The 12,379-nt window shown below is 66.7% G+C and carries 8 protein-coding genes; 5 read left to right on the top strand and 3 right to left on the bottom strand.

All coding sequences use genetic code 11. The features are described from left to right. The first annotated feature begins 1 nt into the window (after window position 1). From iniR to MYCSM_RS01720, 4 genes are all read left to right on the top strand, one after another. Window positions 2–2,533: an isoniazid response ATPase/transcriptional regulator IniR gene (iniR, locus tag MYCSM_RS01735; protein WP_015304400.1), complete on the top strand. Its 2,532-nt coding sequence runs from the start codon at window positions 2–4 to the stop codon at window positions 2,531–2,533. Between the two features lie 107 nt (window positions 2,534–2,640). Further along, window positions 2,641–4,500 carry an Hsp70 family protein gene (locus MYCSM_RS01730; RefSeq protein WP_015304399.1) on the top strand — a complete coding sequence of 620 codons (1,860 nt, stop codon included), beginning with the start codon at window positions 2,641–2,643 and terminating at the stop codon, window positions 4,498–4,500. A 126-nt stretch (window positions 4,501–4,626) separates the two neighbouring features. Then, window positions 4,627–7,494, top strand: coding sequence for a (Fe-S)-binding protein (locus MYCSM_RS01725; protein ID WP_015304398.1), 2,868 nt, complete (start codon window positions 4,627–4,629; stop codon window positions 7,492–7,494). Between the two features lie 38 nt (window positions 7,495–7,532). After that, the gene (locus MYCSM_RS01720) at window positions 7,533–8,807 is read left to right on the top strand and encodes a pyridoxal phosphate-dependent aminotransferase (RefSeq protein ID WP_015304397.1); all 1,275 of its coding nucleotides are present in this window, start codon (window positions 7,533–7,535) and stop codon (window positions 8,805–8,807) included. Window positions 8,808–9,070: 263 nt separating this feature from the next. Here the strand turns inward: MYCSM_RS01720 and MYCSM_RS01715 are convergent, their stop codons facing one another. Next, window positions 9,071–9,781: an enoyl-CoA hydratase/isomerase family protein gene (locus tag MYCSM_RS01715; protein ID WP_015304396.1), complete on the bottom strand. Its 711-nt coding sequence runs from the start codon at window positions 9,779–9,781 to the stop codon at window positions 9,071–9,073. A 192-nt stretch (window positions 9,782–9,973) separates the two neighbouring features. Between MYCSM_RS01715 and MYCSM_RS01710 the strand changes: the two genes are divergently transcribed. Continuing rightward, window positions 9,974–11,197, top strand: a complete 1,224-nt coding sequence (locus MYCSM_RS01710; protein ID WP_015304395.1) for a YibE/F family protein — start codon at window positions 9,974–9,976, stop codon at window positions 11,195–11,197. Here MYCSM_RS01710 and rfbA read toward each other — a convergent pair. Then, entirely contained in the window at window positions 11,151–12,014 is an 864-nt protein-coding gene (rfbA, locus tag MYCSM_RS01705) for a glucose-1-phosphate thymidylyltransferase RfbA (protein ID WP_015304394.1), read from the bottom strand. The genes MYCSM_RS01710 and rfbA overlap by 47 nt on opposite strands. Beyond that, window positions 12,014–12,361: a nuclear transport factor 2 family protein gene (locus MYCSM_RS01700; protein WP_015304393.1), complete on the bottom strand. Its 348-nt coding sequence runs from the start codon at window positions 12,359–12,361 to the stop codon at window positions 12,014–12,016. The genes rfbA and MYCSM_RS01700 overlap by 1 nt, the downstream gene beginning before the upstream one ends. Window positions 12,362–12,379: the final 18 nt, after the last annotated feature.

Genomic DNA, 12,379 nt, shown 5'->3' with positions numbered 1-12,379 from the left:
TATGGCGACACCGGCGTCCGAACCGCTGACCGACATCCCGCCGGCCGCCCGCGATGCGGTGGCCGGACTGGTCGCCGCGCCGACCGTCCCCGTCAAGATCCTGGTGTCCGGGGGCATCGGCACCGGTAAGAGTTCAGTTCTCGCGGCTATCCGGTCGGCGCTGCGCGCAGCGGAGGTCCCGGTGCTGACGCGGCCGACCAAAAAGGGCGGCACCGCGGCGGTCGTCATCGACGATGCGCATCTGCTCGATGACGCGGACCTCGCCCGCCTCGGCGAACTGGTCGCCGACCCGGCAGCGACGGTCGTGGTGGCCGCCGAACCGCTCGCCCACCACCCGGCGCTGCGCTCGCTTGCGACCGCCATCGAGCGCGAGAACCCGATCATCTCGCTCGGCGCGTTCAGTCCCCCCGAGGTCCACCGCCTGGTGGTCGAAACATTGCGTGCCCCAACGACTTCCGAGATAATCCGGTCGCTGATGATGGCGACGGCCGGCCTGCCATTCCTGCTCGCGCCGGCAATCGCAGCGGCGGGGTCACCCGACGGTGAGGCACCCGCGACGGCGATCATGCAGGCGGCTAAGTTCGCATTGATCGAGCGGCTGCGCCGACTCGACGAACCGGTGCTCGACACGCTGCTGGTGTCGTCGCTGAGCCCCGAACTCGGGCCGGACGACGTCGCCGCGACGTTGCGCATAGGTGCCGAAGGTGCGCAGGTCCTTGTCGATCGCGCCCGCGCCAGCGGCTTGATCGAGCCGTCGCACAGCCACACGTTCCTACGCTCGGTGCATCGCTGTATTGCAGGCATCATCGGCGCAGCGCGCCACCACGACACCGAGATCTCACTGCTCGTCTCCCAGCTCGAATCATCAACGCTCTCACCAGATCTCGCCCTCAGGCTGGCCGAGCATGGGCTGCGCGACGGCCGACTCGCCACGGCGCTGGCCGACTTGGCGTCCCGCGCGCACGGTCAGCCAACGCGGGCAGCGCGGCTCTACCGGGCCGCAGCCGACGCGGGCGCGACCGCGTTGTCCACTCGGCTGGCCGATGCGCTGGCGTTGACCGGTGACTGCACCACCGCCGGCCGGCTGGCCGACGAACTACTCAGCTCCGACGACGCGGCCGAGCGCGCTGCCGCGGTGCGGATTGCCGCCAGCGTCGCCGTACACGACGGCGGCGCCGCGCAGGCGGCCGACCTATTCCGTTGGCTGGGACCGTATCCCGATGCGTTCGTCAGTGCGGCAGGCGCGATCGTGTTGGTCGCCGCGGGCGATGCCGACGCTGCTCGATCAACGCTGACCGCCGAAAGCGCCGGACCGCCGACGTCGACCGCGCGCGCCGCGCGCAGCCTCGCCGAGGGTCTGCTGTTGTCACTGGATCAGCCGTTCCCGATTGCCGTTGCGCGCCTTGGTCAATCGATCATCGCCGAACAGCAATCCGCGGGCGTCGCACCCGACACCCCTGCCGCACTGGTGACACTGGCCTCCTTGCACGGTGGCGACCCGGTGCGTGCCCGCAGTGTGATCGGGCGTGCCGTGCGGGTGGGTGGCCAGACAGACACTGCGGATGAGTCGTTCAATGCGCACCGGCACCGGCTGTTGCTCGGCTGGGTGCGGATGCAGGACGGCCAGCTCTCAGCGGCCGCCGCCGACGTCGCCACGACGGCCGAGGCCACCCTGCACCGCCGCGACGCGCTGTGGGCAGCCGCGCTGCAGACAGCGATCGCCAGGCGCGCCGGCGACAGCGGCGCGGTCCAAAAGCATTGGTACGCAGCGATGGAAGTGCTCGCCGAATATTCGGTGGACCTGTTCTCACTGTTGCCGTTGGGCGAACTGTGGGTGGCCGCGGCCAGGATGCGTCAGGTCGATCGGTTGCAACACACGCTGACCCAGGCGTTCGAACTGCTCGAGTCGCTCGGCAGTCCGCCGCTGTGGTCGGTGCCGTTGCACTGGGCAGGCGTGCACGCGGGCATCCTGGCCAACTCCCCGGCCGCGGTGGCGCCGCACGGGCAGGCATTGACCGCGGCCGCGGCCAACAGCACCTTGGCCAAGGCGCTTGCCACGGCCGGACGTACCTGGCTGCGCGTGTTGGCCAATCACGTCGATATCGACGAGGTGACCGTGGCAGCACGGGGCTTGTCGCAGTTCGGCTTGACCTGGGATGCCACCCGGCTGGCGAGCCAGGCCGCGCTGCAGACGCCCGACGGTCGCGTTTCCGGCGCGATGCTGCAATTGGCCCGCGACCTCAAGCAGACAGCCGCAATCGACGAAGCGCCCGGACTCGAGCCGGTGACCACGATCGCGGACGCCGGCCGCGCCGGACCGTCCCGGCCGACCTCCTCGCGGCTGTCCGACCGCGAGCGCGAGGTCGCCGAACTGCTGCTACTCGGCATGCCTTACAAGGACATCGGCAGCCAGCTGTTCATCTCGGCCAAGACCGTCGAGCATCACGTCGCGCGGATCCGCCGCAGGCTCGGCGCCGACTCTCGATCGGAGATGCTGTCGATGTTGCGCGCCATGCTGGCGCCTCAGGGTTAAACCCCCAACGCGGCCGATTCCCCTAATCGAAATCCCCTATAGGGGTCGTCGAGCGACGGGTGCGGCACCGGATTTGCTGTGGCGCCGCTCACCATAGCGTCGTTCACATGTTGAATTCCCCAGGCAACCACGGCCATTGGATGGGCCTGTCGGTCGGCGCGACGAACCTGGCCGGCACCCGCGACAGCCAGACGGCCGTCATTCGTCCCGCCGAGTTGTGGCTGCGGGGGCAGCGCCTCACCGGGTTCGTCGACCGCGTCGGCGATCCGGTTCCGATGGTGGCCCCCGACGGCGCGACGTATCGGTCAGAAGAACTGCTCGCCGACGCGCTCGGCGCCATGTCCCACGCGGTCACCGAGGGCACGCCGATATCGGACGCGGCCGTGACCGTACCCGCACACTGGCGGCCGTCCGTCGTCGATATCCTGCGCAGGAGTCTGCGCGACAAGCTGCCGGTGGTGTCCGATGCCACCGCGGCGCTGGCGGCGTTGCGGGCCAACCCCGGCCTGCCGACGCACGGCGTGATCGTCTTGTGCGACTTCGGCGGCAGCGGTACCAGCATCACGCTGGCCAACGCCGCGAGGGACTTCTCGCCGTTCGGCGAGACGGTTCGCTTCCCCGAGTTCTCCGGCGACCAGATCGATCAGGCGCTGCTGAGCCATTTCATCACCGGGCTGGCCGACGTCGATCCGTCGGGCACGGCGATGGTCGGTTCACTGGTCCGGTTGCGCGACGAATGCCGGCGCGCCAAGGAACGGCTGTCGGCGGAGACCGCGACCGCCGTCATCGCGGATCTGCCAGGGCATCGGGCCGACATTCGCATCACACGCACCGAGCTCGAGGTGCTGATGCAGGCTTCTCTGACGGATTTCCTTGCGGCGCTTGATGAAACGCTGGAGCGTTACGGTGTGCCGAAGGCCAGCGTCGCGGCGGTCGCGACCATCGGCGGCGGTGCCCGCATCCCGCTGGTCACCCAGCGGCTGTCCGAGCACCTGCGGGCACCCGTCGTCACGACGCCACACCCGCAATTGACGGCGGCCGTCGGTGCCGCGCTGATCGCCCGTCGCGCCCGCGCCGTCGATACGGCCACGGTGAGGGCGGCGATCGTTCCGGTCGCTGCCGCCGCTGCCGGCGCTGTGGCCTCGACCGTGGCGCTGGTGGCCAACGAGCAGGCGCTGGCCTGGTCCGAAGACTCCGAAGACGACGCCGCCAAAGAGGTGCTTCCTTATCACGAAGCGACCGACTCCCGCCCCGAAGTGGTTTTCCGCGGCGAGCAGTGGCAGGACAATGACGTGCCGCCGCGGCGCGGCCCGCTGGTGCTGTTCGGCCTGTCGGCGGTCGCCGCGACTGTCGCGGCCACGGTGTTCGGCTTCTCGCTTCTCAGCGACACCACCACGACTCCGGTGGAAGCCGCGACCACCTCCACCTCGACCGCCTCCCCGACGCCTGCGGCGCCGGCAACTCTCCCAGCACCCCCGGCGCCGCAGGCCCCCCAGGTCACCACGGTGGTTGTGCAGCAACCCGCACCCCGCTATCAGGCGCCACGGCAGGCTCCCGTCACGCACCAGCCGTACGTGCCCCCGACGACCGAGGTGACGACGACGTCCGAGACGCCGCCGACAACTGATCCCACCCCGCCGTCAACACCGCCGACACCTCCGCCGACGTCGCCGCCGTCGTCGCCCAAGCCACCGCCGATCGATCCCGGCCCCGGCAACGGTGGAACGGGAACCGGCGGAACCGGGACGGGAACCGGGGGTTCAGGGACGGGAACTGGAACAGGCACCAGCGGAACCGGGACAGGAACTGGAACAGGCACCAGCGGAACCGGGACAGGAACCGGCACCGGGTCCAGCGGAACCGGGCCAAGTCAAGCCGGTACTGGCACCGGGACCGGCGGAACGGGGTCCGGCACGGGAGGCACCGGCACCGGCGCTGGAGGGACCTCCATGACTCCCAAGGTCTAGTTAGGGCAGCCTTCGTAGCAATCTTTCCCGGCGAGATGCAACTATGAGCAGGCATCTAGCGAAAGTTACTGGCCAGTAACATTGAATAAGTTACCCTTGGGTAACTTAGCAACCGGGAGGCATGCGGTGGATACGCAGACGCTGATCAGGCTCATCATCGGGCTACTACTGACAGCTGTTGTGGCGGCATTCGCCCTCAAGCGCGTGCTCTGGCTGGCGAACCTGGTGCGTGCGGGCCAACCGATCGGCGAGGAGAGTGGCCGCACCGACCACATGGGTGAGCGCATCGGCACACAGCTCAAAGAGGTGCTCGCGCAAACTCGCATGCTGCGCTGGTCGATCCCCGGTCTGGCCCACTTTTTCACCATGTGGGGCTTCTTCATCCTCATCACGGTGTACATCGAGGCTTATGGGGTGCTGTTCGACCCGAAGTTCCACATCCCGGTGGTCGGCCGGTGGGCGGTCCTGGGCTTCCTGCAGGATTTCATTGCACTGGCCGTACTCGCAGGCATCACCACCTTCGCGATCATCCGGCTGCGTACCGAGCCGAAGGAACACGGCCGGTCGTCGAGGTTCTACGGCTCACACACCGGCGGCGCCTGGCTGATCCTGTTCATGATCTTCCTGGTCATCTTCAGCTACGCGTTCTTCCGCGGCGCCGCAGTGAACACGGGCAACTTCCCCTACGGCTGGGGAGCGTTCTTCAGCCACGGCATGGGGCAGCTGCTCGCACCGCTCGGCCATACCGCCAACGAGTGGATCGAATCCATCGCGCTGCTGGCACACATCGCCGTCGCACTGATCTTCCTGCTGATCGTGCTGCACTCCAAGCACCTGCACATCTTCCTGGCGCCGATCAACATCACGTTCAAGCGGCTGCCCAACGGCCTGGGGCCGCTGCTCGCCGTCGAGCACAAGGGCAAGCCGGTCGACTTCGAGGATCCCGCCGAGGACGCGGTGCTGGGCCGCGGCAAGATCGAGGACTTCACCTGGAAGGGCTACCTCGACTTCACCACCTGTACGGAATGTGGCCGCTGCCAGTCGCAATGCCCAGCGTGGAACACCGGCAAGCCGCTGTCTCCCAAGCTCGTGATCATGAACTTGCGCGACCACATGTTCGCCAAGGCCCCCTACATCCTCGGCGATAAGGAAACGCCGCTGGAGAACACTCCGGAGGGCGGCCTCGGCGAGGAACTCGGCGGCGAAAAGCACGACGAGGTGCACCACGTGCCCGAGTCGGGCTTCGAGCGAATCCTTGGCTCCGGTCCCGACCAGGCCACCCGTCCCCTGGTCGGCACGCTCGAACAGGGCGGCGTCATCGACCCCGACGTGCTGTGGTCGTGCACCACCTGCGGTGCGTGCGTCGAGCAGTGCCCGGTGGACATCGAGCACATCGACCACATCGTCGACATGCGCCGCTACCAGGTGATGATGGAGTCCGAGTTCCCGTCAGAGCTCGGCGTGCTGTTCAAAAACCTTGAGACCAAAGGCAATCCGTGGGGTCAGAACGCCAAGGATCGCACCAACTGGATCGACGAGGTCGACTTCGACGTGCCGGTGTACGGCAAGGACGTCGAATCCTTCGACGGTTACGAGTACCTGTTCTGGGTGGGCTGCGCAGGCGCCTACGAGGACCGCGCGAAGAAGACCACCAAGGCCGTCGCGGAACTGCTCGCAATCGCTGGGGTGAAGTACCTGGTGCTCGGCGAGGGCGAGACCTGCAACGGCGATTCGGCCCGCCGATCGGGCAACGAATTCCTGTTCCAGCAGCTGGCCGCCCAGAACGTCGAGACGCTCAACGAGATGTTCTCCGGTGTCGAGCGCGTGGACCGCAAGGTCGTGGTGACCTGCCCGCACTGCTTCAACACGCTGGGCCGCGAGTATCCGCAGGTCGGCGGCAACTACACCGTGCTGCACCACACACAGCTGCTGAACCGGCTGATCCGCGACAAGAAGCTGGTGCCCGTACAGGCTCCTGGCTCAAACGGGCAGAGCAAAGACATCACCTACCACGATCCCTGCTACCTGGGCCGGCACAACAAGGTCTACGAGGCGCCGCGTGAGCTGATCGGGGCCTCGGGCGCCAAGCTCACCGAGATGCCCCGGCATGCCGACCGCGGCCTGTGCTGTGGCGCCGGTGGCGCGCGGATGTGGATGGAAGAGCACATCGGCAAGCGCGTCAACCACGAACGCGTCGAAGAGGCGCTGGACACCGGCGCGTCGGCGATCGCGACCGGCTGCCCGTTCTGCCGCGTGATGATCACCGACGGTGTCGACGACGTCGCCGCCGCCAACGACGTGCCGAAGGCCGAGGTGCTCGACGTGGCGCAGCTGCTGCTGGGCTCGCTCGACAAGAGCAGCGTTAAGCTGCCCGAAAAGGGCACGGCCGCAAAGGAAGCCGAGGAGCGGGCCGCTAAGGCGCCGAAGGTGGAAGCGTCGACCGCAGTCGCCGAGCCGGAAGCCAAGCCGGAGCCGACACCTACGGCGTCGACGGCGACCGAATCCAAGCCGGTCACGGGTCTCGGCATCGCTGGTGGCGCGAAGCGACCCGGCGCGAAGAAGGCCGCACCCCCCGCCGCCGAGGCGCCTGCCGCGGCTGCGGAGGCGCCTGCCACCGAAGCACCGGCCAAGCCCGAGGTCAAGGGGCTTGGCATCGCGGCGGGAGCCCGCCGTCCAGGTGCCAAAAAAGCCGCACCCGCGGCCGCAGAACCCGCATCGACGGCAGCCGAATCGGCGTCCACGGCCAGCGAACCGGCGTCAACCGCTGCCGAACCGGAGGTCAAGGGTCTGGGCATCGCGCCGGGCGCACGTCGGCCCGGGGCCAAGAAGACCGCAGCAGCACCGAAACCCCCTGCGCCGCAACCTGAGTCGACTGATGACGGCGAATCCACTGCTGCGCCTGAGCCTTCCGCAGAGGGCAACGGCGATAAGCCGCAGCCGCCAGTGAAGGGGCTCGGTATCGCCAAGGGCGCGCGTCCGCCCGGCAAGCGATAACCAGCGCTTTTACAAATTAATTGGACTGCGGTGCGATCATGAGAGACGTGACTACCCACCACGTGCCGTGGCAGACGACCGGGCATCACCCGCGGCAGCGCACGTTCACGCAGTCGTCAAAGCTGCAGGACGTCCTCTACGAGATCCGCGGTCCGGTACACGACCACGCGGCTCGGCTTGAGGCTGAGGGTCACCGCATCCTGAAGCTGAACATCGGCAACCCCGCGCCCTTCGGCTTCGAGGCGCCCGACGTGATCATGCGCGACATCATCCAGGCGCTGCCCTACGCGCAGGGCTATTCGGATTCCAAGGGCATCATGCCCGCCCGTCGCGCGGTGTTCACCCGCTACGAACTCGTGGACGGCTTCCCCAAGTTCGACGTCGACGACGTCTATCTCGGCAACGGCGCATCCGAACTGATCCAGATGACGCTGCAGGCGCTGCTGGACAACGGCGACCAGGTACTGATCCCCGCGCCTGACTATCCGCTGTGGACCGCATGCACCTCGCTGGCCGGTGGCACCCCGGTGCACTATATGTGCGACGAGACGCAGGGCTGGATGCCCGACATCGCCGACCTGGAGTCGAAAATAACCGACCGCACCAAGGCGATCGTCGTGATCAACCCGAATAACCCGACGGGCGCGGTGTACACCCGCGAAACCCTCACGCAGATAGCCGATCTCGCGCGTAAGCATCAACTGCTGCTGCTGTCCGACGAGATTTACGACAAAATCCTCTACGACGACAGCAAGCACATCGCGACGGCGTCGGTGGCACCGGACGTGCTGACGTTGACCTTCAACGGGCTGTCGAAGGCCTACCGGGTGGCGGGCTATCGGTCCGGCTGGCTCGTGATCACCGGCCCCAAGGAGCACGCGAGCAGCTTCATCGAAGGCATCAGCCTGCTGGCCAACATGCGGCTGTGCCCGAATGTCCCTGCGCAACATGCGATTCAGGTTGCGCTCGGCGGTCATCAGAGCATCGAGGATCTGGTGCTGCCCGGCGGCCGACTGCGCGAGCAACGCGACGTGGCGTGGACCAAGCTCAACGAGATCCCCGGCGTGTCATGTGTGAAGCCGGAGGGCGCGCTCTACACCTTCCCGCGGCTCGATCCCGAGGTGTACGACATTCAGGACGACGAGCAACTCGTCCTCGACCTGCTGCTGCAAGAGAAGATTCTGGTCACCCAGGGCACCGGATTCAATTGGCCGACACCCGATCACCTGCGCATCGTGACGTTGCCGTGGTCGCGTGACCTCGCCAACGCGATCGAACGGCTTGGCAACTTCCTGTCCTCTTATCGACAGTGAGGCGGCGGGTAGTCGACGCGCTGCATCGGACAGCGAAGCCGATCGCCAGACGAGACGACGCCCGCGCCCGCAACGCCCAATTCTCCTGGGTGAACAGAACGGTCTCCTGGGTGAACAGAACGGCCAACAGTCGGCTCGGCGGTGAAACTGCTCACGGTCCGCATCGACCTCGACCCCGAGTAGCCGCCTCCGGCTGCCGCGACATTGCACTTATTGCGCGGCTCACTCGAACTTCTTCGCAACAACTGCGGTTTCGAGCACCGCTACCCCGCGGGCCCGATCAAGAAGTCGTCGAACACCTTGTCGTGCTCGACGGCGAAAGCGTCTTCGAATGTCGCACTGGCGCTGCTGATCAGGTAGCGCTTCGCCGCTTCCAATGCGACCTGTGGCGCCTCAATGATCGATCGCGCCATCGCGAGCGCTTCGGCAACCAGGTCGTCGGGTTCGGTGACCCGGGTGACCAGACCCATGCGCAGCGCCTCCTCGGCGTCGATCCGACGGCCCGTCAAGCACAACTCGCGGGCATTGCCCAAGCCCACGATCCACTGCAGTGGGGTGAACAACGGGGCTGCGCCGAACTTGATCTCTGGATGCCCGAATACTGCTGCGCTGGAAGCGATTCGGCAATCACAAAGCACACTTAAATCGAACCCGCCGCCCATGGCTGGCCCGTTCACCGCTGCCACCAGCGGCTTGGGGAAATTCCACACGGCGAGGTGATATCGGCGAGAGCTGTCCTTGATCTGCCGGGCTAGCTCGGTTTGCCCGAATTCGCTGAGGTCGAACCCTGCGCAGAACGTCGGCCCCGATCCGGTCAGCACGACCACACGCACGGCTGGATCGGTTGCCCAGTCGCCGAGTTGTCGGGTGATCTCGTCGCGCAATTTGATCGACAGCGCGTTGCGCTTTTCGGCCCGCGCCAGTGTCAGCGTGGCGACGCCGTCGTCGGCCACCTGCATCTCGATGTCTCTCATCGGTCAACTCTAGGACCCCGTGTCCGGTAACCCGCACATCCACCAACCGCCCCCGAGGCCCACCGCGGCCAGGCGCGAACGTGCGCCGACGACCACGGATCTCTGCTCGGTCCCCACAACCTTCACATCTACCCTGTCCGGGTGGCGCATTCGCATTCGCACTCACTGAGCGGCCCGGCACCGCTGGGCCCGATGGCGGCCAAGGTCGTCGTGGGCGCCCTGATTGCCATCGGCGTCGCCGTGCTGGCAGGCGCGGTGTGGCTATGGCCCAGCCAGCAGAAGGTGGACATCCCACTGCCGTTCCAGAACGCAACGGGCGGTGCGGTCACCACCGAGGCTGGACATGTGCTGTCGAGCAAGACCGCTTCATGTGGCAGCCCGTCGAACGGCGCCGTGCTGACCGCCGAACCCGAGCAGGCGCCAGCGGGCGGCGGACAGTGCGTGCAGACCCTGATCCGCATCGATTCCGGCCCGAACAAGGACGCCAACACGATGCTCGAGTTCAGCGGCGGACCGGGCCAGCCCCATCTTGCCGTCGGTGACCACCTCCGGATCAGCCGCCAGGTCGATGCCGGCGGCGCGACGAGCTACGCGTTCTACGACTTCGAGCGGACTTGGCCGCTGATCGCGTTCGCGGCGGTGTTCGCCGTCGTGATCGTCGCAGTCGCGGGCTGGCGCGGACTGCGGGCGTTGATCGGCATCGTGGTGGCATTTGTCGTGCTGGTGGTGTTTCTGCTGCCTGCGCTGCGTGACGGCGCATCGGCTATTCCGGTCGCGCTCGTTGCCTCGGCGGTGATCCTGTATGCGGTGATCTACCTGGCGCACGGGGTCAGCCTGCGCACCAGCGCGGCATTGCTGGGCACCTTGGCCGCTCTGCTGCTGGCCGCTCTGTTGTCCTGGGGCGCAATCGAATTGGCCCACTTGACGGGACTGTCGGAGGATCAGAACAACGAGGTGGCCGCCTATCTCGGCAATGTCTCGATCACTGGATTGCTGCTGGCGGGCTTCATCATCGGCTCGCTCGGTGTGCTCAACGACGTCACCGTCACGCAGGCCTCGACGGTGTTCGAGCTTGCCGAGACCGGCGCCAGCCGCAGATCGATATTCCTCGGCGCCATGCGGGTGGGCCGCGACCACATCGCCAGCACCGTGTACACGCTGGTGCTGGCGTACGCCGGCAGCGCCTTGCCGCTGTTGCTGTTGTTCAGCGTGGCCAACCGGTCTCTCGGTGATGTGCTGACCAGTGAGAGCGTGGCCATCGAGATCGCCCGCTCCGCGGTCGGCGGCATCGCACTGGCGTTGTCGGTCCCGTTGACAACGGCAATCGCGGCGGTGCTCGCGACGCCTCACACCACTGCTCGCCGACCCGCTAGCGCTCCAGAAGCTCCAAAAGGTAAGCGCCGTAACCGGATTTGAGCAGGGTGCGCGCGCGGGCGGCGAGTTGCTCATCATCGATGAAGCCGACCCGCCAGGCCACCTCCTCGGGCACACTGATCTTGAGGCCCTGTCTGCGTTCGATGGTGCGGACGTAATCGCCTGCGTCCAGCAGTGAATCGAAGGTTCCGGTGTCCAGCCACGCGGTGCCGCGGGCCAGCACCTCCACCGACAGCCGGCCCCGGTTCAGGTAGTGCTGGTTGACCTCGGTGATCTCAAACTCACCACGCGTCGACGGCTTCAGGGAGCGCGCGATTTCTATCACATCGTTGTCGTAGAAGTACAGCCCCGGCACGGCATAATTCGACTTCGGCGTGGCCGGCTTCTCCTCGATGGACAGCGCCGTTCCGTCGGCGGCGAACTCGACCACGCCATACGCCGACGGGTTGGCCACCCAATACGCGAAAATTGCTCCGCCGCTGACCTTTTGGAATCGGCTCAAGCTGGTGCCCAGTCCCGGACCGTAGAAGATGTTGTCGCCCAACACCAATGCCACCGAGTCACCGCCGATGTGGTCGGCGCCGATGACGAAGGCCTGAGCAAGGCCGTTGGGCTGTTGCTGCTCGGCGTAGCTGATGTTGATGCCGAAATCCGAACCGTCGCCTAGCAATCGGTGAAATGCGGGTGCATCGTCGGGCGTGGTGATGATCAGGATATCGCGGATGCCTGCCATCATCAGCGTCGACAGCGGGTAGTAGATCATCGGCTTGTCGTACACAGGCATCAGCTGTTTGGACGCGCCCCTGGTGATCGGATAGAGCCTCGTCCCCGATCCGCCGGCCAGGATGATGCCGCGCATCAGCCTGCGAGGTCCTGTTCGGTCAGGTCAGTTGCGGCCAGCGCGGTGGCCAGGTCGGGATGCCGAAACACCGACGTGACGTGGTCTCGCACCACACGGAACGCCACGGCATCGCCACCGTGTTCTTCGGCGACCACCACGCCGTCGCGGACGTACATCCGGCCCGGGTCGGCAGCTGTCACAGCCAACGAACCCGCCCACTTCAGCAGGGCCTCATGCCCTTGGCCGGCGCCGTTCGCATCACCGAACTCGATGTCGTCGCTGGACACCTTCGCCAGGGTGTCGAAGTCCTGCTCGTTGAGCGCGTCATGCCAGGCGAGGACGGTCGCGATCTCCGAAGTCGTCATGGTCGAGAAGCTACGCCT

This window comes from Mycobacterium sp. JS623 (genome assembly GCF_000328565.1).
Lineage (GTDB): Bacteria > Actinomycetota > Actinomycetes > Mycobacteriales > Mycobacteriaceae > Mycobacterium.
The sequence above is the reverse complement of the archived record's forward strand: the minus strand, read 5'-3'. Positions and strand labels throughout refer to the sequence as shown.

Bases quoted from the DNA above. Each gene is read 5' to 3' on its own strand.
- MYCSM_RS01700 (WP_015304393.1), bottom strand. From the start codon at position 12,361: ATGACGACTTCGGAGATCGCGACCGTCCTCGCCTGGCATGACGCGCTC.
- iniR (WP_015304400.1), top strand. From the start codon at position 2: ATGGCGACACCGGCGTCCGAACCGCTGACCGACATCCCGCCGGCCGCC.
- rfbA (WP_015304394.1), bottom strand. From the start codon at position 12,014: ATGCGCGGCATCATCCTGGCCGGCGGATCGGGGACGAGGCTCTATCCG.
- MYCSM_RS01730 (WP_015304399.1), top strand. From the start codon at position 2,641: ATGTTGAATTCCCCAGGCAACCACGGCCATTGGATGGGCCTGTCGGTC.
- MYCSM_RS01715 (WP_015304396.1), bottom strand. From the start codon at position 9,781: ATGAGAGACATCGAGATGCAGGTGGCCGACGACGGCGTCGCCACGCTG.
- MYCSM_RS01710 (WP_015304395.1), top strand. From the start codon at position 9,974: ATGGCGGCCAAGGTCGTCGTGGGCGCCCTGATTGCCATCGGCGTCGCC.
- MYCSM_RS01720 (WP_015304397.1), top strand. From the start codon at position 7,533: ATGAGAGACGTGACTACCCACCACGTGCCGTGGCAGACGACCGGGCAT.